This is a genomic window from Nostoc sp. DedQUE09, assembly GCF_034530915.1.
Taxonomy (GTDB): Bacteria; Cyanobacteriota; Cyanobacteriia; order Cyanobacteriales; family Nostocaceae; genus Nostoc.
Genome location: NZ_JAVRCE010000004.1, coordinates 138,136 through 160,994, shown reverse-complemented (window position 1 = coordinate 160,994; position 22,859 = coordinate 138,136). Strand labels below are relative to the sequence as shown.

The following is a 22,859-nucleotide window of genomic DNA, read 5'->3' as shown; positions in this document are numbered from 1 at the left end:
ATAGCATTTATCATGAAAGCATTTGTAGCAGGGGCAACAGGTGAAACAGGTCGCCGGATTGTGCAAGAGTTGATAGCGCGGAATATTCCCGTCCGGGCCTTGGTGCGGGATATAGAGAAAGCTAGGGGTATTCTGTCTCCTGAAGCCGAATTAGTGGTAGGCGACGTATTACAACCAGAAAGTTTAACTGCTGCGTTGGGAGATAGCACAGTTCTGTTGGTTGCGACTGGGGCAAAACCTAGCTTTGACCCCACTGGCCCCTATAAAGTGGATTTTGAAGGGACTAAAAATTTAGTAGATATTGCTAAGGCAAAGGGAATTGAGCATCTTATCTTAGTTTCTTCTTTGTGTACTTCCCGGTTTTTCCATCCGCTAAACTTGTTTTGGCTAATTTTGTTGTGGAAAAAACAAGCTGAAGAGTATATTCAAAAAAGTGGTCTTACTTATACTATTGTGCGGCCTGGTGGGTTAAAGAACGAAGACAACTCTGATCGCATCGTGATGCAGAGTGCAGATACACTGTTTGATGGTAGTATCCCCAGGCAGAAAGTCGCCCAAGTTGCTGTTGAGGCGCTGCTTGAAGCAGATGCACGTAATAAAATTGTCGAAATTATTGCTAAACCTGAAGCAGCCTCAAAAAGCTTTAAGGAGCTATTTCAGCAGTGCTGATATTCCACAGGATTGTATTGCTTCTGCTTCTTATTCTCATCCCCAAAATAATCGACTCACATCTTCATGGAAAAGTGATGCCTACGCACTTTTTCAATTCGCCCCTTGATTTTGCTCCCTAAAGCGATCGCTCTATCTCCCGTGCAAGGGCTTGTTCCCAAATTGGCAGATCCTCCGGTCGGTCAACATCAGCTAAGGGCAACAAGTCCACGTATGATAAATTAAGTTTCTGGGCAATATCCACGGTTTTCTGGAATACTTGAGCAGTTCCCCACTCGATGTTAACGAATAGCTCCGGGATGGGTTGGCGCAAACCAATTAAGTAATATCCACCATCGATCGCAGGCCCAAGTACAAGATCAAAGGCGTGTAACTTCTCAAAGGCTGTTGCTAAAATCTGGGCATTCACTCCAGGGCAATCTGTACCAATGATAATTACTTTTTCTGCACCAGATTGAAAAGCATCAAAAAGCGATCGCGCCATCCGCGAACCTAAATCCCCTTCTCCTTGAGACTGGTAAACCAAATCCAACCCCAGCCACTTTTGCATAAGTTGCGAATCGCCACCTGCAAAACGCACTTCCACAGATATGGAAATGGCTTTTTGCAATTCTTGAACCTGAAATATTGTATGCTCAGTCATTTCCCGTTGAAGATTGGCAGCACCAACATTTCCCAAAGCAGGTATCAATCGGGTTTTTGTCCTACCTGGTTCTGGATAACGGGTGAAAATAATCAGGTGCTGTTTTGAGTTTGCTGGTAAATTCAGCACAAAATACCTTGTTTGAATCAACTAAAAATATATTAATAGCAATACTTGTCGTTTTCGTTAGCTCTAGCATGATCTTTTCCCATTCGCATGGCCCCCAAAATCGTAGAAACATAGACACAACGTCTAGCTTTACCACCATTCAAGCTGTAGAAGGTTATCTGTCCTAATCCGCCTACAGTACACTGATTTCCAATTTCAGAGATAGGACAACCGTGATAGTTAAATAAAACTCGCCACATTTGCTGTGAAGGGTGTTTTAGTAAAGTCGTCTCCTTTTTTCCTTTATTGTTTTCCTCTTCATCAATGCGAATGTTTGGCTCAAGATTATGCCATAGGTTGCCATTGTTTTTAACAGTATCAGAAATGAATTGTCCTGCCTCTGCTTGATGAACTGCCCATTGCACGACACCATTTTGTATGCGAAAACTGGTTTGCCTGGTTAATTTATCTTTAGTGGCTTGGCTTTGCGCTTGGCGCATAGCATAATAAACCTCATTTTGAGTAGTGTTGAGACGACGAGTCTCCACAAAAGTCAGCCAATTGGATATTCCGAGCGTAGCTAATATACCAATTAATACAATAACTACTAAAATCTCTGGTAAGGTAAAACCACTGTTAGAATGATTATTCTTCAAGAGATTTTTTGCATAAACTAAAGACGGTAGATGCACCAGGCTATACATTTTTATTCTGAGAGTTTTTCAGCTACGTGGCTGTTAAACAATGTTTCAGTTTTTTTAGCTCTTTACTTCGCGCTGGTTAATAATATTGTCGAATAACGTAGGCATTAAAAGGATTATGAAAATCTTTAATAATAATTTTAAAGTGAAATTTATACGCTGAAGCCTTGAAGAGTCATTCAGAACATAATTCCATAAAAACTTAGCCGCAGTTAAACCTTTTTGTCGATTAAAGGGCTTTTGTAGGGCTTTGCATGTTAAGTACTTATATAAATTTGCCAAACTTAGATTCCGAATATTATTAAGTGCTAAAGACCTTTCCTTACATGCTTTATCAAGCACCTGCAAGCAAGCTTTCTCTTGCCTAACAAGATTGGAAGAAACTGAATTAGGACTTATACGATATAGGATTTGTGGACATGGTACGCATATAAAATCAAATTTACAGGCCAATCGCAGCCACATATCCCAATCTTGAGCAGCACATAGATATTCATCAAATCCACCTAATTCGATTAAAGCTTCTCTACGAATTAAAGGATTTGAGCCATTCTCCAAAAAATTTGTCACTAATAACTTTTCATAAACATCTCCATTGGCTGTAACGTGTGTACCAGAGAGTACTATTTCACTATTTTCGTCGATATAATCAGTCCAACTGTAAGCAACTTTTGCAGTAAGATTTTCTTGCAAAGACTTTAATTGGCATTGAAGCTTATCAGGTGTCCAAAGATCATCTGCATCTAAGAAACTAATAAATTCTCCAACTGCATGTTTTAACCCTCGGTTACGACTTACATTTCCGCCAGCATTAGGGTAAGAAAACACTTTTATTCTGGGATCTTTAATTTCTGCAATAACATCTAAAGTTGAGTCTTGTGAACCATCATTTATTATAATCAACTCAAAATTCTTAAAAGTTTGGTTTAAGACAGATTGAACTGTTTCAATAATGGTTTTTTCGCTATTATAAGCTGGTATAATTACAGAAACAAATATTGTATTTAAAGTTGAGTTACTCATTTTCTATAGTTGTATTTTCTAAAAGTCTATCTATCCTCCATTTTAAAGAATAAAAAGGACTGAGCATACTAGCCCAATAAAAGTTAATTTCAAAAAGTGCAATTAAATTGCTTTTTAATTGACCTCGATACTTAATAAAATGTTTTAATAATCGGTGTAAACTTCCCAATATAGTTTTGATCGCAACTAATGGTTTTTGCCAATTTTTAGCATTGATTAAGCGTAGCTGGAAAATACACAGACCACAACCACGTGCTAGCACTAATAAATAATCTTTTTCTAAGCGCCAATGTGGAATTTGATGATTGATATGCATTGCGGGATTATACCATATTTCCCAACCTGCTTTGTGTAAGTATAAGAGAGCTTCTGTATCATCCCCGCCAACCATCAATTTACTCAGTCTACCTTTAAAAACCAATTCATCAGGAACACTTTCACACCAAGCTTGCTTACGAACAACTAATGCAGCACCTGGAGGAAGCCTTAAATTATCTGCATCAAATAAATATGGCTGTAATCCGTGTTCCCTAATGGCTAGAAAGGCTTGAATTCTTGTAAAATTTTCTGGTGGCTTTACTTCAAAATCACCGTGGATTTGACCACTCCAGGCACCAGCTTGAGGATGCTCTTTCCCAAAAGTATAAGACTGAAAAACCCAATCAGATGCTGGGAGATTATCATCATCTATGAATGCAATAAACTCACCTCTAGCCTCCTTGATAGCCCGCATTCTTGCAAAGGCTATTCCCTGTTGTTTTTCGTGAAAATACCTCAATATAAAATTTTGATTAAATTTTTTTTGGTAATAATCAGCTACTTGATTTGTCTCATCTTTACTATTATTGTCAATAATAATAACTTCCCAATTTAGGCTTTCTATACCTGTCTGATTGAGTAGCAAATCTAAAACTTTAGGTAAACGTTTTGCACCATTGTATGTAGGAATAGCTACCGTAAAATCTAGTTTTTCAATATCCATATAAGTAAAATATCAATTTCTAATTATATTTTTTAGTTAAATAACCATTTTTCCAAAGATAAAAAGGACTAATAAAACTGCTTAAAAATAGTTGCATTTCGCAAGCAGCTACTAAATCAGTTTTCAACATAGTTCTATATTTAAGTAAGTGGAAAATGATTTTACGCAGGTCATTTGTCAGATAAGCTAAAAAAGCAAATGGTCTATATATCTGTTTGACATTAACCATTCTAGTTACATAACGGCTAAGTCCAATACCTCGAAAAAATGGAATTAAATAATCTTTTTGTAAACGAAATTTTGGTATTTTATGAGAAATTTCCATTTCTGGGTTATACCAAATTTCCCATCCTGTTTTTTGAATATAAGACAACATTTCTAAGTCTTCACTGGTAAGCATACTGCCTTTAATTCTTCCAGTTAAAATAGGCTTCTCTGGTACACTTTCTAACCAGGCTTGTTTACGGACAACAAGTCCGGCAGATGGTGGTAGCAATTTTTTAGCTGCTTCATATAATAGTGGTAAATTACCTCGCTCTGTAATTGCCAAAAATGGAGCAATTCGCTGAAAATTTTCAGGTGGTTCTACTTCCCAGTCAGGATGAATTTGGCTGCCATAAGCTCCCGCCTTCGGATACTTTTCACCAAAAGCATAAGCTGCTGATACCCAATTTGATACTGGGTAGTTGTCATCATCTAGAAAACCTATGAACTTACCTTTAGCTTCTAAAACTGCCCTTTTTCGCGCATAAGCTGCACCTTGTTTTTCTTCAAAGCAATACTTTAAAGGGTAAGGAGACTGCCAATTTTTTTGATAGTTTTGAACAACTTTAGCTGTATTATCAGTGCTGTTATTGTCTACAACTATAATTTCCCAAGATAAATTTTCGGTGTAAACTTGGTTTTGTAGTCGTTCTAGTAGTTCAGGCAAACGACTTTCACCGTTATAAGTTGGGATAGCTACAGTAAAGTCAAGGTTATCAGTCATTTTCCGAAAAGTATATTTTGATGATGACGCTTTTTATTATGGTCAGGCAATGGCTAATTTATCAATGGCTCTTAAATAACTCTATCAAACATTAAAACTGCACATGATGTTTCAATTTTGCTATCAACGTGCAGTTTTATGTACAGCAATATTACGTATTTTTAAAGAAATATTGGTATTTAAATTACTTAACTGCATTTATCATCTTTTGCTGTCAGCATTGAGCCTAAGAGAGTTTTCACGATGACACATCGCTTTACGCTACTAGCCAATGTAGGATTTGCAGAGCTTGGTACAGCTACCACTATTTTTAACCCAGGTGGCTCTGTACCTGCTGGCACTGTTCCAAAGTTATTTGGCAGAGTTAGAGCTCCCATATAGTCAAAAGTAATTTTTGCTGATGTACTGAAAGGATAGTCTACAGGAGAATTAGTAGTAGTATTAGCAATGTTTTCTCCACTAAGATTTCCACCCAGCAAAAATTTATCAGAATTGGCTCCTACATCAACCGCTAAAGGTTTCCATGTCCATGTCGAGGCTGCTGCATCGGCACGATAAATAGCAACCTCTACATTTTGGGTTGTGCTATTTCTCTGAAAACTGACACTGTAGTTAAGTTTATTGTTTTTAGCTTCGCGTTGTGCTTCTTGCAGTGCAGCGAAAACGGCGTCGTTAACTTTATTTATCCGTTGCCGATTTACAAAGGCAGCCCAACCAGGAGCTGCGATCGCTGCTAAAATTCCTACTAGCAGCAGTACTACTATTAACTCTATAAGACTAAATCCAGCATCTTGTTGATTGTAGCCATTAGTAGAGGGTATATTTGCTAAATATTGCTGCTTTAACTTTGTTTTTCGGCAGTGCAACTGGAAAGAATCTAATAGTTGTAAACTAAGAATATTCGGCATACTATCCTACTTTTATTAAAAATTATCAAAGATAGAAGCTATTTGGTAAAAATGAAGCTGCTTCCTTGAACCTTAATGTTTGCACTCGGAAAATAACTAGATTTGCTCTGCGCGTAACGTACTTTAGTTTCATCATTTTGTATTAGGCGAGCTTGTGCATTACCTCTTAAATAAATTTCCGCAGCACTTCTATTATCTGTGCTAACTGAATTTATACAAGCATAGAATCCTGTTCTAACACTAGTGGCTGCTACTGGAACTTGACTAAAGTTAGTAGAGCATGTTGCTGCTGGCGCTCCCTGTGCTATTGTTGTTTGATCTATAAAATCAACCAAAACTACGGGAACTTGACCGTAACTGTCCCCAGATACCAAACTATTTGTCCAACTATTCATTTTTGCTTGTAATGTTATACCTTTTTGTGACAAGTCAAATGGTTTAAAACCTTTATTTGGGCATGGGAGATATTTTTCAGTTGTAAATCCATTGCCGCAAGCACCTACTGTAGCAGCAGTATTTGGAACGCCATCTTTAATTTCCCATCTAGCGATGCGTGCAGTGTTAGACCAAGTAGTACTAGTGTCTTTAATTAAATAGTAGGCAACTAGTGAGTAAACAAAAGTATCATCTTTTTCAGCGACTGAAGGTATTGTAATTGCTTGATTAACTAATTCTCGTTTCCAAAAGACAAGCACAGGAACTCTATCTGTTGTAGTTGGCAGTTGATTCCCAGTTGTACTTGCATTTGGGCAAGTGTTAGCAGTACTAGTATCAACAGTACCGCTTAGACAAGCAATTCCAGTAGCATCATATATATATATTGCTTGTTGGAGATCGCGAGTAATATAATCTAGTGCAGCTTTAATTTCTTGCTCAGAGTTCGCTTTGGCTTGTTCCTGACTATCAGTGTTTAAAATACTGATCATAAAACTTAGTAACGGCGTAATTACTAAAAATGCAATGAGCATAGCCACCAATAATTCAATCAGAGTAAAACCACTATTTTTATTTTGCTTGTGAGAGGGTTTTAGCTGAGTACTTAACAGCCACCTCAATATATTCATTTTGCTACAGGTTCTCCTTATTGACCGATACTGAGTCATGAAATTATTTATGTTTACCGAGTTAATTATGGTTGACAACCACCAAGGCGATCGCACAAAGCGCTATAGGAGCTTTGACCCCTGACAATTTCAGTTGTCATTTCTACTAGGGGTGCTTTGCGATCGCCTAGTCCCCCTGTAAATGTTGCTGCTGTTTTTCCACTGCTACCCGCAGTTAAAGAACCAAATTCCGCATCTGAACGATATACCCGAACTCCCAAACGATAGCCTTGACCTTTATCAGCGTCGCTATCTGTCACAGCAACACGAATAGCCTGAATGTAAAATAGATCGCTAGTACAGTTGGGATTAGCAAGGCTGCCATTTTTGTTAAAGCAATACAAACCAGTGCTAGCGGTAGGAGCTGACGTACTACTTAATAAATAGTCACTGCTTGAACTGGATACATTTCTAGTTGTGCTAGCAGCCAGTGTAACGGTGATTGTCGGATCTGAGATTGTTTTAGACTTAATAGCATCAATAAAGGCTTTAGCTGCTCCTGTTGCCAATTCCACCCGTTTAGCTTGGACACGGGTTGCAGTTGACATAACTAGGACAGGTGCGATCGCTACCAGCAAAATGGCAACTACGAGGATCGCCACAAGCGACTCAATGATCGTAAAACCAGAATCGTTAGACTGAGCAGATAATTCTTGTAGTTGGCGTGGGTTCATACTCAATTTCTTAATAAGGCTATGTTTTAAAGTAATTTGCAATCGGGTGTAATATACTCGTAACATCTCTCCAAACCTCTCCCCTACAAGGGGAGAGGCTTTGAATTTTCCCTCCTTCCCTAATAGGGAAGGGGGTTAGCTCTGTTAACGCGATCTATTCATCCGAAAAGTGATGTAAAAACTCTCATTCAAACATTTTAGGATGGTTCGAGTTCGCAGCTAGTAGGACGTTCAGTTGCTGGTAGTGCAAATTTGAAACCACTGCCAAAGTAAGTAGTGTCCGCAGTATCCATATCAAATCCATCCGATGTTTGAGTTTGTACACCACACAACAGAGTTTTCACCCAAAGGTCATCCCGGCCTACTTCTCTGAAGTATTCATTCGGAGGATCTGTTGCTGGAGTTACAAAGCGCTGGGCAAACAAATCAGGATTTTGTGCCAGTAACGCCACATCAAAACCCCAGTTACGGTTAGGAGGCGTATAATAAGGCGCTTCCCCAGCACCATTAGTAGTGAAAGTACTATCTGATGTGTAACCAGGTCTTGTAGAAAAGAGAGTTCTGAAAAATATACTGTCAATATTGGCAGTGGAAGAAAGAGCACTAGGGGTAGAAGAGGTTGCAGCAACAGTTGTTGGCCCTGGTCTGACGAGAACTTGGAATGGTGCGCTAGCATAAATACTGCGTTTAAATTGGATGAATGAACCGTTGATATTGGCATTAATTCCATTCCAGTTTTCTAAGAAGCGCACAAAGTTATGCAAACCCCCATTGATTTCGTAAGTACTTGAACCCACACGAGCAGGAGTGTCACCAGAAGCAATTACTAGATTAAAAGTTGTTTCACTTGCCTGAGACAACCATCTAGTATTTTTAACAAAACTAGATGATGATGCTATGTCGGTGTAAGTCTTTACAGTATTGTCAGCATCTGTGGTTGTTACCTGTAATTGCAATACAGGCTCTAATAGTGGTTGAAAAGATCCATCTCTTGTGTATGTTGTCGTGCTTCCAGGAAAATCCCTAAGCGAAGAAAGCGAAGCAGCTGGTACTTGGGGATACCTGTAAAATAGACGAATGTTATTTTGGTAAATTATATCGCTGCCGCTGAATCCTGGTGGCTTAGTAGTATTAATATCTTTGGTGGTTGCAAACCAGAGGGCATTATTTGCTGGTTCGGGTAGGCTGCCATCATTAAATTGAGCTACTACTTTAGCTCCCCCTACTGTTGTTATGCCTAGTGCAACGGGAGTAGTGGTACCAATATTTGCACTAGTTATGAGAACATTAGTGCTAGTAAGCAGCCTACCAGAACTATTTCTTTTGAACGCAACCCGGCGGGCAAATCTTCTAAAATCAGCCTGTGCCGATTGGGCAGTAGTACCAGCTAAGAGTTTGTCACGCTCTGCATTTGCTGGAAGATTATGAGATTGTATTGATCTATCGCCGTCATAACCAATATACCAATCAGTTTCCGTACATTGCGAAACTGGTATTTTGAAGCACATTTCCATTACATACTCTGGGAAACTTCCTCGTCGTTGAATGGGTGTGACGAAATTGTTCAAGTAAGAACTATTAAAGTTTACTGAGTCAGCACCAGTGGGAGTCCCTTTGTAGTACGTATCATCATTAGATGAAGTGAAGAAATTAGATGAAGTAACAAAGTTGTTATTCCAAAAACCTGCCTTCAATCGATTCAATACGGCGTCAGCATCGCTCACTTGGTGGTTATTTCGCAAGTCGTAATCACCCTCATTGCGGAAACCTTCGCGGAAGTTACCAGACAGCAAGGTGACAGCATCGGCAAGTACTGATGCTGGTCGCCAAGTTTCGCCTGTTGCGCAATTAGGTAGTCTAGAGTCATTAGGCCGACAAGCAAAGTTAGGATCGCGATTTGCCACAGTACGAGCATAAAATTTAGTATCGTAGTTAGCAGCACTAGGATCTAAAAGATCGCCACCTAGAAATTCTTGTTGAGTGTGCAGATTAAAATTGCCTTTAACATACGCTGGTAGCTCGGTTGCTAAAATCAAGCCTTTTTCTTCCGGTCTGTAATCATTATAGTGATCCGGATCATTGCCAACCTGGCGACTCAAATCACTACCATTAATCAACATGATGGCATTGGGTCGGCGTTCAGGATCGAGCTTGTAGTCACTAGCGCTGACATTATCACTTGTTGAGTCACTGCGATCTTTTTGAGCATCATCACGAGAGGCATAGATAATGCCGCTATTGGGCAATAGATATTCCTTATCCGATACAAGGCCGATTGCTTTTGTGCGAAGCAGACTTAAATCTATGGTAGTGGCACGGATTTCTAGTGGCTGACGCTGTTCAACTTCTAGATTGTATTTTCCAGTTAATGCAGCACCTTTATCTATAGCCTTAATTTGTCGTGCATCAAGAAATGCAGTTTCTTTGATTGCGCCATCAGGAACGTAGGTAGTACTCCTAGTCAAAGTGCCGTCAGCAATTTGGATTGCACAGATGGTAGAGTCAATTGCTGATTGCTCAGAGAGAGTGAGTTTACTGGTTGTTGCTTTGGCCAGTGCTTGCCGCAGTAATGGATTGACAAGGCGGCCATTGGGAAATACCAACTTGGCTTGATATTTCAAGCGATCTAGCAAAGTTACACTAGTGTTAGTCACCTCATCAGCGCTAGCCGCAAGTGCAAAAAAACCATTGCTATCTACTGTCTGTCCTCTAGTTATGCCAGCAGATGTAGTAGCGGGAGCTTCGTAAACAATCCCATTATTTGATCTGGCTCCAGCAGGTTTAGTACCAACTACTTCACCGCTCACATCCGCCAGTGTACCTGTATTTCTTGCTGTATCCTTGTTTGTGGGATCGTAGTAGCTACTTACACAGGCCATAGGTGTCTGATAATCGTCTGGTGTAGCCGCCTGAGGATTGTAGGGATCAAAATTGTAGTGATACACTGCCGTGGCACGCATTACCAAATCACCACGTTTTTGTTTACTCGCATCAAGAGGATCGGTTGGATCGGGTACTAGCATAGGCATAGTGTCAGGCCAAACTACTGTACCAAAACTTTCGTTGACTTCCGATGGCAATATCGGCGTGCTTGGAGTCGGCGTGCTTGGATCATCAGGTGGTGTTGGACGAGTAGATGTTATTCCAGAACCTGTCGGTCTATATACTCCAGCACCTGTAATCACCCTCAATCCACCTACCACATCAAGAATATTAGTTCGGGGTGAAGCGGCTGAAATCTCCCAAAAACCATCACGTCCTGTTACCCCTAAATCTGATAACTGTCTGACGCGAGTGCTACGAGTACGATCTTTGGTAGTGCTACCTGTCCACTTCACCGCAGGGGAGATGGCTTGAGGATCATTCTCTCCTACAAAGTCTCCTTTTGTGCTATCCCATATAAGTTCAGGCAGGTTGTTGCCTAATACGATGCGATCGCCTAACTGTGTTTCTATTACGGGAGTATTATCTACAACGTCTGGATCTCCAGTAGGTAGTTGCGCTGTATTTAGTGTCAGTGTTGTATTAGTATCTGTTGGATAAATCCAGGCGTCCATTGGACGTAGCGTATTAACAGAACCTTTCATAAAAGTTGCTGCATCTGCTGTGGTGTAATCGACACCAGCAGATTTTTCAATAGCAGAAGTACCATAAGGAACTTCTCTAAATGGTACACGCCTAGTACGCTTACGGAACCAGTTTTCTAATTCTTCCTTACGTACTTTAGTCGCATCTAAACTTGGATCGTTTAGAAGCCGATTGGTTATATTAGTTCTGATTTCTTGAGGATCAGTAGTAGTAGCATTGTTAAGTTGTGCCTTCACTAATAAGTCTATGCGTTGAGCATAAGCCTGAGTGTTATAGGCAATGTCATTCGAGTTATTTGAGGTGGTTTTATTAGTATCTGCTAAAGATTTACTTGTATCAGGTGCGTTATTTTCTCGAAATAAATCTATGCGTGTTCCACCTAGATTAGTTGTACTGATTGGGTTACTAGTTGCAATATTACCGCCAACCACTATCTTGCCATTTTCTCGTTCGTAATAACATGAATATCTACTACTGACCTGATAGAAGGTTATATCTTCACTAGTTTCACCAGTAAATAAGTTACTGTTAGTAAAAATACGTCCATTTAGACGGAATCTAGGCCCTGGTGTAATATCTAAGTCATCTTCATAGACAACGGCATTATTAGTAATAGAAACTTGACTACGATCTTGTTGCATTTCTAATGCCGAGAAGCCCTTATTACCTCGATACTTCTCATATTTATTTGTTGTATCAAGAGAAGTAGCTTGGGTAGTATCACTAATGGGAACTGTGACTGCATAAACAAAAAAGCTTTTTTTCAATTCGCCATTTGGTAGCTTATACCAACCCGAACTACCTACTAAGCTGGCACTAGTATCACCAGCTACGTCACAAGCTCCACCTGCCTTAGCTGGTAGCATAGGAGGGGTTCTAGCATCTAGTGGGCTTCTACTTCTGGTTTGGGTTGTACCAGTTTGGGGAGGAGTACGGAAGTAGATACCATAGAGAATAAAGCTATCAAATTTACCGTTATTATCTGTATCGGCAGGAAATTTCCAGGCTGTTTGTATGCTTTCTTGATTTTCTAAAGCCATACTACTAGCTGCTTCAATCTTCGGAGTTGAAGTACTTTTATTAAGGTTATAAGCCAGGGTTACAGGAGTTTCATCACCAAATGTATAGACAGAAAGTTTATTAACTAAGGTACTGTATAGGGTTAGATTTGATGGTACAGAACGTGGTAAAGTCGGGTCGGCAAACAGTGCACTTATTTTGGCTTTAGCCCTGTCTAAAGCAGGGGTAGCGGCTTGCATTGTCGCTTCATTCACGCGGACATTACTAGCATTTTTAGAACGCTCAAAAGACCGAAATAAAATTGCAGTTGTTAACAGTACAACTACCAAAACTACCATTGCCACTGTTGGCAATACAAAGCCAGAATTAACCGAACTGTGTCTTCTTTGAGTACCAGAGATAGTTCGCAAAAGCCAAATAATCTGCTTGTTAATTGTAGATAAAAACTGCTTGCTAATTTGTCTGAAGGTTTTTTTAATTACCTTGAATAGCTGACGTTTTCGAGACATATCTGCTTCCTGGTCAAGTGGATGATAGCGATTTTTCTATTTATTCAAAGTTTTCAGTCATGCCTATCAAGTATTGTTACAGGCATTAGATGAGACGATATTTGTCTAACTACTTTATTTGGCTTGAATAACTTCCAAATAAAGTAGTTCTCAAAAAAGATAATTTATTAAAGTTATATCATTTATGAATTGTTCATTTTATCCGGGGAACACTGATTTTTTCAGAATTATTTAGTTCGAGTCTGATAAATAATAAGAGCATTACCTCACAGTATAATTGCGTAAATGTGTTTTATTTGAAGACAAATTTATGAAGATGTTATTAGCAGAGTAGACTTATAATACCCATCTGTTAAAGGAAAGATATCAGTTAGGTGCAAAATAATCAGATGTGCAGCTTAGATTCCCGACTTCTTTAATTAAGAAGTCGGGAATCTTGTTGTTCACATTGCTTTGATTAATTACTAATTACTCACTAGTAGTTCGCCAAGGAAACTTGGCGGGGTAAAGGGCAAGGGGGAAAGGGAAAAGATGTTTACTCCTTTAACCTTTCCACTTTTCCCAGCCCTCACCTAACAATTTTGGGTTGGCAGACTACTAAGTACGACTTGGCGTAAATCCCACTACTAAGCTGTTCTACATTTAAATTGCATAAGCTGGGCGGGCAAGATGCCTACCCCACAAGAGTTATATTTAATTCGATTATGCAAATTAGATGTTTTTTAGCTTACCTTTAAAGGCAAGCAAGTCTTTGCCACAGGGTAATAATTTTTCGTACCCTGTAGCAGAAGCTACGATGCATCATAGATACAACCACAGTCAAATTAACATTAAAAAAGACGGTTATAAACCGCAACGACACGGGGTTTATCCACCTCCGTGGGTTCAAACCCTCAATTCTTCTTAGACTTTGTTTGTAAAGCCAGTGCGGTCTTTCCTTACAGCCCTTTGGGTATCATACGGCAGGCGCTAGCGTCTCCCGTTGAGTGAAGGGGAGACATTAGGTGCTATGTAGCAATCTGTGGTACTGACACCTTCACAACCACTTTTTTGCTAAAAGACAGACCGTTTTCATTTTTGTCAATGATAATCGTGTCTCCAGAGATAAAAGTATTTTCCAATAATTTGGTGGCGAGGGGGTTTTCTACTTCTCGCTGAATTGCCCGTTTGAGTGGACGGGCACCGTAAACTGGGTCATAGCCTGATTCGACAAGGTGATCGCAGGCAGATTGGGATATTTCAAAGAAGATTTTTTGCTCGCGGAGGAGATTTTCTACCCGTTTGAGTTGAATGCGGATGATCTGCCGCATTTCTGTGCGATTTAGTGTATGGAAGAGAATAATATCATCGACGCGGTTGAGAAATTCGGGGCGAAAATGCGATCGCAAACCTTCCATTACCCGCTTCCGCATCGTCTCATACTTGGAATCATCACCAGATATATCCAAGATATGTTCGCTACCAATGTTACTGGTCATCACAATAACGCTGTTACGAAAATCTACTGTCCTTCCCTGAGAATCAGTAATTCTCCCATCATCTAGCACCTGTAACAAAATATTGAACACATCGGGGTGCGCTTTTTCGACTTCATCCAACAGCACCACCGAGTAAGGACGGCGGCGAATTGCCTCGGAAAGTTGACCGCCTTCTTCATAGCCTACATATCCTGGAGGCGCTCCCACAAGGCGAGAAACTGAGTGTTTTTCCATGTACTCAGACATATCCAAGCGCACCAATGCATCATCAGAATCAAACAGAAACTGAGCCAAAGCACGGGCGAGTTCAGTTTTGCCTACACCTGTGGGGCCCATGAACAGAAATGAACCAATGGGACGAGAGGGATCTTTCATCCCGGCACGGGCACGGCGAATTGCGGCTGCTACTGCTTCTACAGCCTCTTCTTGCCCAATGACTCGTTGATGCAAATGACTTTCTAATTGCAGCAATTTTTGTCGTTCCGATTCCAACAGGCGATTGACGGGGATTCCTGTCCATTTAGCGACGATTTCGGCAATATCGGATTCAGTAACTTGTTCTCTTAGCAACGTGGAACCTTGGTTTTGAATTTCTAAAAGGCTCGCTTCTTTGGCTTCGCGCTCGTGCTGCACTCCCTCCAATTTGCCATACTTCAGTTGGGCAGCTTTATTTAGGTCATAAGCACGTTCCGCCTGTTCAATTTGCACTCGCAAGGCATCTTCTTCTTTCTTTAAGGCGCTTATAGCCTCCAATATCTGCTTTTCACCTTGCCATTGCTCATTAAATATTTGCTGTTTTTCCGTTAAATTGGCGATTTCTTGTTCAATGCGCTCTAAACGTTCTTTTGTTTGGGGAGTACCCTTTTCTTCGCCAGCTAATGACAGCTTTTCCATTTCTAACTGCATGAGGCGGCGATCGATGGTTTCCAATTCAGCTGGTTTGGAGGTAATCTCCATTTTCAACTGTGCTGCTGCTTCATCTACTAAGTCAATAGCTTTATCTGGTAAAAAGCGATCGCTAATGTAACGCGCTGACAAGGTTGCTGCTGCTACCAAAGCCGAATCAGAAATTTTGACGTTGTGATGCACTTCATAGCGTTCTTTCAACCCCCGCAGAATGGAAATAGTATTTTCCACACTTGGCTGATCGACAAATACTTGCTGAAAGCGGCGTTCTAGGGCGGCATCTTTCTCGATGTGTTTGCGGAACTCGTCGAGGGTAGTCGCGCCAATACAACGCAGTTCTCCCCGCGCTAGCATTGGTTTGAGCAGATTTCCCGCATCCATTGCCCCTTGTTGGCTAGAACCTGTACCGACTACGGTATGTAGTTCGTCAATAAACAAGACAATTTGACCGTTAGATTCCGTAACTTCTTTGAGGACAGCTTTCAGGCGTTCTTCAAATTCTCCTCGCAATTTTGCCCCAGCAATTAAACTACCGATGTCTAAAGAGATGAGTTGGCGGTTTTTCAGAGATTCAGGAACATCACCGTTTACCATCCGCTGTGCTAATGCTTCTGCGATCGCTGTTTTACCTACCCCAGGTTCGCCAATGAGTACAGGGTTATTTTTGCTACGACGAGACAATACTTGAATTACCCGCCTAATTTCCTCATCCCGCCCAATTACCGGGTCAAGTTTTCCAGCTTTTGCTTGTTCTGTCAAATCTCTGCCAAATTTTTGTAAGGCGTCATAGCGGGATTCTGGGGTTTGATCTGTAACCTTTTGGCTACCACGAATAGTTTTGATCGTAGCTTCGAGTTTAGGTGCATCCGCGCTAAAGCCTTTGAGTATTTTTCGTCCAATGCGATCGTCTTCAGCAAAAGCCAAAAGTATGTGTTCCACGGAAATGTAGGAATCTTTCATCCTGGCTCTAGCTTCCTCGGCCCGGTCTAGTAAAATATCTAAATTACGGCTAAGGTAAAGCTGATCGCTTTTACCTATTTTGGGCTGGCGTTGGGTAAAAGCTTCTAGCTGCTGCTGCAAGCGGATCGGATCGACCTCAGATCGAGCCAGGATACGTATTGCTAGACTAGTGGGTTCTTCTAACAGGGCAATAATTAAATGTTCAACATCTAGTTGCTGTTGTTGATAAGCACGGACTATATCCTGAGATTTAACAATTGCTTCCCAGGCTTTATCAGTAAATTTATTCGGATCTGTAGGTTGCATCTTTATAATTTTGGAATTTGGATTTTTAGTTTAGGGATTGGGAGTGGGGATTGGGATTGGGGATTGGGAAGAAAATTAAGCCTCTAGTCCCTAATCCCCAACGATCCAAACATTCTCAGCGTCTTATTTGCGTGTATCTCCGGTGGCAATTTTAGATTGGCAATTGGTGATAGTTTAATCGATTGCCTATTTCCTAATTTAAAACGAAAACACTGTTATGAGTGGACTTTGGCAGATGGTGTTATTAAAGCGATGTCTACGATGGTCACTGAGCTTTGTCGAAGTGCGGACTACAACTAGGTTATTAATGTTGCTCATGAAAGAGAGCATGGGAGTAATATAATTTACACAAAGAAGATTTACTAACCCGCCTAAAAAGGGGAGGAAAAAAGCGAAAAGTCTCACACATTTGGGTTTATCGGTATGAGACACCTATCTGCGGGAAGAATCAATCTCTCCGTATATGGCTCAACTTTTCAAGATATGGGCGTGGTTTTTGCGATCGCTATTAAGCAAAAGCTACTACCTAGATCCCCGACTGGTTCAAAAAGTTGGGGATCTAAATCTAGCTTAAGTTAAGTTACATTCAACCCTACCGGATAATTTATTTTTTGGAAATCCTTATAAGAATTACTGACTCACAAGTTGTTCTTGTGATTCCTGTTTGACTTCTGACCCTTGAGTTCCCAGTTGAATCAGTTCAATTTTATACCCATCTGGATCTTCCACAAAAGCAATTACTGTCGAACCATGTTTCATTGCTCCTGGTTCGCGTACAACTTTACCGCCTTGATTGCGAATTTCCTCACACGTAGAGTAAATATCTTCAACGCCAAGGGCAATGTGACCGTAAGCATTACCCAATTCGTATTTTTCTACGCCCCAGTTATAAGTTAGTTCGATCACCGCCTCGTTGCTTTCATCACCGTAGCCTACAAAAGCCAGGGTAAATTCTCCCCCTGGATAATCTTTTCGCCGCAGTAATTTCATACCCAGAACTTCACAATAGAATTTTAATGACTCTTCAAGGTTGCCCACTCGCAACATTGTGTGTAGTAATCGCATATTGACCTTTGCTTAGTTACATAATTCTTATATTTTATATCTCATGAGCAATTTCCACAGATAACTACCATTAACTGTGCTTATAATTGCTCAATTGTTAGTAACTACTATCATTGGTAACTTATTTCCCATTACTCAACGTCTACAACTTTAAAAGTAATTATCCAATTAGGTTGAATTATATAAAGATTTAGCCATACTTCTAGTTACAGCCTCTGTGGTATGTTTCTTGTAAGAATATTTATTGCTTAAATGCCAATGTTTGAATTCACTATATTACTTACCAAAGAAAAAATCACAAGTTCAAAAATGTTTTTATAAATAAAATTGATCAATAAATCGATGATAAAAGTTAAATATTATGTTTGAGTGGGACTGAGAACTGAACCAACGAAACTTAAAACAAAAAATATAGTGAAAATTAGTAGCTTGAATTTGCTGCGAAAAGTTACATTAAAATTATTCTTCACCTTCTGATAGTGTTTCTTAATTACATGAGGTACATTATAGTCTCCTCGTCGCTTGTGGGGAAAGGGCTGGGGGTGGGTTTTTGTACAGTTATATGAGTTTTTTGTTGAAGTATTATATCTTGCACCAGTATGATTTAATTCGCTGTTACATAAGTCAATCCAGTCTCCGAAGGTTCCAGAATCTGCTCAATTCTCCTGTTAGTTGACTCCAACTCTGGAAATCTTCTTTAATCTCAGCCAACAAAGTCTCTTAAACGCCTATGCTAGCGATTGGGTTAGACAACTGGACTGTATGCGTAACACACTCGAATAAAGGATAAAGTACAGATGAGTAAATTTCTAGATACTGCCATTGAGGCGATCGCAGCCCGTGAAATTCTTGATTCACGCGGTAGACCGACAATTGAAGCCGAAGTACATTTAGCCAACGGTGTTGTCGGACTAGCGCAGGTTCCTAGTGGTGCTTCCACAGGCACTTTTGAGGCTCACGAATTGCGTGATGGCGATAAAAGCCGTTATGGAGGCAAAGGCGTACTCAAGGCAGTACAAAACGTCAAAGAAGCACTTGCACCAAAATTACTAGGCTTAGATGCCCTCAACCAAGAACTCCTAGACCGCACAATGATTGCGATAGATGCTTCTCCTAACAAATCCAATTTGGGGGCGAATGCGATTTTGGGCGTTTCCTTAGCAGCTGCTAAAGCCGGTGCTGAATCTCTCGAAATTCCTCTATATCGCTATTTGGGCGGCCCTTTAGCGAATTTGCTACCAGTGCCGTTGATGAACGTGATTAACGGTGGCGCACACGCTTCAAATAATGTGGATTTTCAAGAGTTTATGATTGTCCCAATTGGGGCAACTTCCTTCCGGGAAGCATTGCGCTGGGGTGCAGAGGTATTTGCTACCCTCAGTCAAGTGTTAGATGAGAAGGGTTTACTTACTGGTGTCGGCGATGAAGGCGGCTTTGCCCCTAACCTAGAATCTAATCAGGTGGCTTTGGAATTGCTGGTTGCTGCCATTCAGAAAGCTGGTTACAAACCAGGGGAACAAGTAGCTTTGGCGTTGGATGTGGCGGCTAGTGAGTTTTACAAGAATGGTCAGTATGTTTACGATGGTAAACCTCACGCCCCGGCTGAATTTATTGATTATTTAGGACAACTAGTTGATCAATATCCGATTGTGTCAATTGAGGATGGCTTGCACGAAGAAGATTGGCAAAGTTGGCAATTGCTGACTCAGAAGTTAGGTTCGCGGGTGCAGTTGGTAGGGGATGACTTATTTGTGACTAACGCCACTCGCTTGCAAAGAGGCATTCAAGAAAAAGCCGCTAATGCCATTTTGATTAAACTCAATCAAATTGGTTCACTCAGCGAAACCTTGGAAACAATTGATTTGGCAACTCGCAACAGTATTCGTTCAGTAATTAGCCATCGTTCTGGTGAAACAGAAGACACAACGATCGCTGATTTAGCTGTAGCAACCCGTGCCGGTCAAATCAAAACAGGTTCTCTGTGTCGCAGCGAACGTGTAGCAAAATATAATCGCTTGCTACGAATTGAAGATCAACTAGGCGATCGCGCCGTTTATGCTGGTGCTGTAGGATTAGGGCCGAAGTAAGTTTTAAGCAATGAGTGCTGAGTACTGAGTGAGAAAATTACTCAGCACTCAGCACTCGGTACTCAGCACTGGCTAAGGATAAAACCCCAACTTGGGCAACCCCAAAGTTTCATCCCAGCCCATCATCAGGTTTAGACACTGAATAGCTTGGCCCGCCTGTCCTTTAATTAGATTGTCAATTGCTGACATGACAATTACGCGACCTGTGCGTGGGTCAACTTCTACACCGATGTAACAAAGATTGCTACCATTAGCCCACTTGGTTTGCGGGTAAACGCCGCTACCGCAGACTCTTACCCAAGGAGAGTTGCGGTAGAAGGCTGAGAAAATTGTGATTAAGTCATCTCGTACTAGACCGGGATCGCTCATTGTGGCATATACCGTTGCCAAAATACCGCGTACCATTGGGACAAGGTGCGGTGTAAATTGGATCATGAGTTCGTGACCGGCTAAGTCACTGCAAATTTGCTCAATTTCTGGGGTATGACGGTGACGACCAATATTGAAAGCGGCTATGGAGTTGTCTGCTTCAGCTAGTAATAAATTGGTTTGAGCCTGCCGTCCACTACTAGATGTGCCAGACTTGGCATCGATAATAGCTGTTTCTGGTCTGATTAAGCCTTGCTTTAAAAGTGGCGAAAGTGCAAGGAGACTGGCAGTGGGATAGGAACCAGGACAGCCAATAAGTTGAGCTTCGGCAATGCGATCGCGATAAAGTTCTGGTAATCCATAAACTGCTGTTGCTGCGATTGTGCGATCGCTTCTCTCTGTACCATACCAATTTGTATAAGTTGTCAAATCACTGAATCGATAGTCTGCACTCAAATCTAGTACTTTACATCCTTTTTCCAACAGTTTGGGTACGATTTGACAAGCCAGACCATTTGGTAAAGACAGGAAAACGACTTCACAGCGGTGAGCAATTATTTCTGGTTCTACCGCTTCTATTAGCAGGTTAGTTGCATGAGCTAAATGTGGATAGAGATCCCCAAAGGATTTCCCGATACTAGTCTCACCTCCTAAATAAACCATTTCGACTTCTGGGTGATCCATCAGTAGTCGTACTAATTGCACTCCACCATAGCCCGACGCGCCAACAATCCCAACGGGTACGCGTCTAAATTTGCCCATGATCTGAAATCCTTATCCCATGAATGGTTAATTCGTTCTCAGCTATCAACAATATCAGCGACCAGACGTACAGCGCACAAAACGTCTTAAACCCCTCTACTTTATTCTGAGGAGGTAAGGGAGCAAAGAAACGATTATTATTCTTCCTCATCCCCTTCATCCTTAATTTCATGTCGCTGCACTTTATCGCCACTTTTAATAGCAAAAATTTTTGCCCCGTTATCAAATCATTGCTAGTCTACTTCTCTGCCTTATAAAGGAGCTACAATCTAAAAGAAGAAATTGTTAAAAAAATTTACGTTTATAGCTGGAAATCTTTCTGTGTCACAGCCTAATCCTACCCAAGCTTTTAAATTTGATTCGATTGATGCCGCTTTAGCAGACCTAAAAGCTGGTCGCGTCATTGTAGTGGTAGATGATGAAAATAGAGAAAATGAAGGCGACTTAATTTGTGCTGCCCAATTTGCCACACCCGACATGATTAATTTCATGGCAGTGGAAGCAAGAGGACTAATTTGTTTGGCAATGACAGGCGATCGCCTAGACGAGCTAGACTTACCCTTGATGGTAAGCAACATTACAGATACTAACCAAACTGCTTTCACTGTCAGTATTGATGCCGGGCCAGAATTAGGTGTCACCACAGGCATCTCAGCAGAAGACCGCGCCCGCACTATCCAGGTTACTCTCAACCCGGCCACAAAACCCAGCGATTTACGCCGTCCTGGTCATATTTTTCCGATTCGGGCTAAGGCTGGAGGCGTACTCAAACGCGCAGGACATACGGAAGCTGCTGTGGACTTAGCTAGGCTAGCAGGGCTATACCCGGCGGGAGTAATTTGTGAAATTCAAAACTCTGATGGTTCAATGGCGCGGTTGCAGCAGTTAGTTGAATACGCTAAACGTCACAATTTAAAAATTATTAGTATTGCTGATTTAATAAGTTATCGCTTACAGCACGATCGCTTAGTGTATCGTGAGGTGATTACTAAACTGCCTAGTCAATTCGGGCAGTTTGAAATTTACGCCTATCGCCATACCCTGGATAACACAGAACACGTGGCAATTGTCAAGGGTGATCCAGCTAACTTCAAAGATGAGCCAGTGATGGTACGGATGCACTCAGAATGCTTAACTGGTGACGCTTTGGGGTCTTTGCGCTGCGATTGTCGAATGCAGCTTGAAGCTGCACTGAAAATGATTGAGGCTGCTGGCCAAGGTGTAGTTGTATACCTGCGTCAAGAAGGGCGGGGAATCGGCTTGATTAATAAGCTGAAAGCCTACTCGTTGCAGGATATGGGACTGGATACAGTGGAAGCTAATGAGCGTTTGGGATTTCCTGCTGACTTGCGAGACTACGGTATGGGGGCACAAATGCTCATGGACTTGGGCATCAAAAAGATTCGCTTGATTACCAATAATCCTCGCAAAATTGCTGGAGTCAAGGGTTATGGATTGGAAGTAGTTGATCGCGTGCCATTGTTGATTGAGGCAACTGATTACAATTCCTATTATCTAGCGACAAAGGCGAAAAAGCTGGGTCACATGCTGTTACAGACTTATCTGGTGACAGTAGCAATCCACTGGCAAGATGACCCGGAAGTTGTAACGGAACGTTATGAACGCTTAGAAAAACTGCGACACTTAGCGAAAACTAACGATCTATTGTTGCAGGAAGAAGCGCGTCCCTTAGCGATCGCTATATTTGACGAGCCATCTCTAACAGTACACTTGGGTTTCGATCAGGCAAAAGTTGCTAGCTGTGATTGGTATCGCCAGGATGGTCATCCTTATATACAGGCAATCTTCCAAATTCTGGACAACCTAGCAACTTTGCCATACATCCAGAAATTAGAATTTCTAATTTCCTCTGGTTGCGATCCTTTGAGTAATTTACAAGTCCAACTAGATCGGCAGACATTCGCCGATGCTACACTGCCTTCATCAATTAGCGATCGCTTGGAGACACAGCAAATTTACAGCTTTAGCAAATAGCCACGCACTAAAAGA

At 41.1% G+C, this 22,859-nt stretch carries 16 protein-coding genes; 4 read left to right on the top strand and 12 right to left on the bottom strand.

Annotation, left to right across the window (positions count from 1 at the left end):
• The first annotated feature begins 12 nt into the window (after positions 1-12).
• Complete coding sequence (locus tag RMY27_RS04160; protein WP_322660688.1) at positions 13-669, top strand: NAD(P)H-binding protein; 657 nt, start codon at positions 13-15, stop codon at positions 667-669.
• 118 nt (positions 670-787) lie between these two features.
• On the opposite strand, the gene RMY27_RS04155 is transcribed toward RMY27_RS04160, so the two are convergent.
• The 10 genes from RMY27_RS04155 to clpB form a co-directional block, all read right to left on the bottom strand.
• The gene (locus RMY27_RS04155) at positions 788-1,441 is read right to left on the bottom strand and encodes a TIGR04282 family arsenosugar biosynthesis glycosyltransferase (RefSeq protein ID WP_322660686.1); all 654 of its coding nucleotides are present in this window, start codon (positions 1,439-1,441) and stop codon (positions 788-790) included.
• Between the two features lie 32 nt (positions 1,442-1,473).
• On the bottom strand, positions 1,474-2,124 hold the full coding sequence (locus RMY27_RS04150; RefSeq protein ID WP_322660684.1) for a type II secretion system protein: 651 nt from the start codon (positions 2,122-2,124) through the stop codon (positions 1,474-1,476).
• 54 nt (positions 2,125-2,178) lie between these two features.
• Complete coding sequence (locus RMY27_RS04145) at positions 2,179-3,144, bottom strand: glycosyltransferase (RefSeq protein ID WP_322660682.1); 966 nt, start codon at positions 3,142-3,144, stop codon at positions 2,179-2,181.
• Complete coding sequence (gene hpsE / locus RMY27_RS04140; RefSeq protein WP_322660680.1) at positions 3,137-4,126, bottom strand: hormogonium polysaccharide biosynthesis glycosyltransferase HpsE; 990 nt, start codon at positions 4,124-4,126, stop codon at positions 3,137-3,139. The genes RMY27_RS04145 and hpsE (RMY27_RS04140) overlap by 8 nt, the downstream gene beginning before the upstream one ends.
• A gap of 19 nt (positions 4,127-4,145) precedes the next feature.
• Positions 4,146-5,114, bottom strand: a complete 969-nt coding sequence (hpsE, locus tag RMY27_RS04135) for a hormogonium polysaccharide biosynthesis glycosyltransferase HpsE (protein WP_322660678.1) — start codon at positions 5,112-5,114, stop codon at positions 4,146-4,148.
• 188 nt (positions 5,115-5,302) lie between these two features.
• The gene (locus RMY27_RS04130) at positions 5,303-6,022 is read right to left on the bottom strand and encodes a prepilin-type N-terminal cleavage/methylation domain-containing protein (protein ID WP_322660676.1); all 720 of its coding nucleotides are present in this window, start codon (positions 6,020-6,022) and stop codon (positions 5,303-5,305) included.
• Between the two features lie 38 nt (positions 6,023-6,060).
• Complete coding sequence (gene hpsC, locus RMY27_RS04125; RefSeq protein WP_322660674.1) at positions 6,061-7,086, bottom strand: hormogonium polysaccharide secretion pseudopilin HpsC; 1,026 nt, start codon at positions 7,084-7,086, stop codon at positions 6,061-6,063.
• Positions 7,087-7,151: 65 nt separating this feature from the next.
• A complete protein-coding gene (gene hpsB, locus RMY27_RS04120; RefSeq protein ID WP_322660673.1) occupies positions 7,152-7,799 on the bottom strand; it encodes a hormogonium polysaccharide secretion pseudopilin HpsB in 648 nt (215 codons plus the stop codon).
• Between the two features lie 197 nt (positions 7,800-7,996).
• Positions 7,997-12,916, bottom strand: coding sequence for a hormogonium polysaccharide biosynthesis protein HpsA (hpsA, locus tag RMY27_RS04115; protein ID WP_322660671.1), 4,920 nt, complete (start codon positions 12,914-12,916; stop codon positions 7,997-7,999).
• Between the two features lie 1,007 nt (positions 12,917-13,923).
• Positions 13,924-16,566 (bottom strand): ATP-dependent chaperone ClpB, encoded by a 2,643-nt coding sequence (gene clpB / locus RMY27_RS04110; protein WP_322660670.1) that lies wholly within the window; start codon positions 16,564-16,566, stop codon positions 13,924-13,926.
• A gap of 423 nt (positions 16,567-16,989) precedes the next feature.
• Here clpB and RMY27_RS04105 point away from each other — a divergent pair, with 423 nt between their 5' ends.
• Positions 16,990-17,145: a hypothetical protein gene (locus tag RMY27_RS04105; protein WP_322660668.1), complete on the top strand. Its 156-nt coding sequence runs from the start codon at positions 16,990-16,992 to the stop codon at positions 17,143-17,145.
• 51 nt (positions 17,146-17,196) lie between these two features.
• On the opposite strand, the gene gloA is transcribed toward RMY27_RS04105, so the two are convergent.
• Positions 17,197-17,631 (bottom strand): lactoylglutathione lyase, encoded by a 435-nt coding sequence (gene gloA, locus RMY27_RS04100; RefSeq protein WP_322660666.1) that lies wholly within the window; start codon positions 17,629-17,631, stop codon positions 17,197-17,199.
• Between the two features lie 797 nt (positions 17,632-18,428).
• On the opposite strand from gloA, the gene eno reads away from it, so the two are divergent.
• Complete coding sequence (eno, locus tag RMY27_RS04095; protein ID WP_322660664.1) at positions 18,429-19,718, top strand: phosphopyruvate hydratase; 1,290 nt, start codon at positions 18,429-18,431, stop codon at positions 19,716-19,718.
• A gap of 72 nt (positions 19,719-19,790) precedes the next feature.
• On the opposite strand, the gene argC is transcribed toward eno, so the two are convergent.
• Positions 19,791-20,849 carry an N-acetyl-gamma-glutamyl-phosphate reductase gene (argC, locus tag RMY27_RS04090; RefSeq protein WP_322660662.1) on the bottom strand — a complete coding sequence of 353 codons (1,059 nt, stop codon included), beginning with the start codon at positions 20,847-20,849 and terminating at the stop codon, positions 19,791-19,793.
• 321 nt (positions 20,850-21,170) lie between these two features.
• Here argC and ribBA point away from each other — a divergent pair, with 321 nt between their 5' ends.
• On the top strand, positions 21,171-22,844 hold the full coding sequence (gene ribBA / locus RMY27_RS04085; RefSeq protein WP_322660660.1) for a bifunctional 3,4-dihydroxy-2-butanone-4-phosphate synthase/GTP cyclohydrolase II: 1,674 nt from the start codon (positions 21,171-21,173) through the stop codon (positions 22,842-22,844).
• The last annotated feature ends 15 nt before the right edge of the window (positions 22,845-22,859 follow it).

Bases quoted from the DNA above. Each gene is read 5' to 3' on its own strand.
- argC (WP_322660662.1), bottom strand. From the start codon at position 20,849: ATGGGCAAATTTAGACGCGTACCCGTTGGGATTGTTGGCGCGTCGGGC.
- RMY27_RS04130 (WP_322660676.1), bottom strand. From the start codon at position 6,022: ATGCCGAATATTCTTAGTTTACAACTATTAGATTCTTTCCAGTTGCAC.
- clpB (WP_322660670.1), bottom strand. From the start codon at position 16,566: ATGCAACCTACAGATCCGAATAAATTTACTGATAAAGCCTGGGAAGCA.
- hpsA (WP_322660671.1), bottom strand. From the start codon at position 12,916: ATGTCTCGAAAACGTCAGCTATTCAAGGTAATTAAAAAAACCTTCAGA.
- RMY27_RS04145 (WP_322660682.1), bottom strand. From the start codon at position 3,144: ATGAGTAACTCAACTTTAAATACAATATTTGTTTCTGTAATTATACCA.
- RMY27_RS04105 (WP_322660668.1), top strand. From the start codon at position 16,990: ATGAGACACCTATCTGCGGGAAGAATCAATCTCTCCGTATATGGCTCA.
- RMY27_RS04160 (WP_322660688.1), top strand. From the start codon at position 13: ATGAAAGCATTTGTAGCAGGGGCAACAGGTGAAACAGGTCGCCGGATT.
- gloA (WP_322660666.1), bottom strand. From the start codon at position 17,631: ATGCGATTACTACACACAATGTTGCGAGTGGGCAACCTTGAAGAGTCA.
- hpsC (WP_322660674.1), bottom strand. From the start codon at position 7,086: ATGAATATATTGAGGTGGCTGTTAAGTACTCAGCTAAAACCCTCTCAC.
- eno (WP_322660664.1), top strand. From the start codon at position 18,429: ATGAGTAAATTTCTAGATACTGCCATTGAGGCGATCGCAGCCCGTGAA.
- hpsE (WP_322660678.1), bottom strand. From the start codon at position 5,114: ATGACTGATAACCTTGACTTTACTGTAGCTATCCCAACTTATAACGGT.
- hpsB (WP_322660673.1), bottom strand. From the start codon at position 7,799: ATGAACCCACGCCAACTACAAGAATTATCTGCTCAGTCTAACGATTCT.
- RMY27_RS04150 (WP_322660684.1), bottom strand. From the start codon at position 2,124: ATGTATAGCCTGGTGCATCTACCGTCTTTAGTTTATGCAAAAAATCTC.
- hpsE (WP_322660680.1), bottom strand. From the start codon at position 4,126: ATGGATATTGAAAAACTAGATTTTACGGTAGCTATTCCTACATACAAT.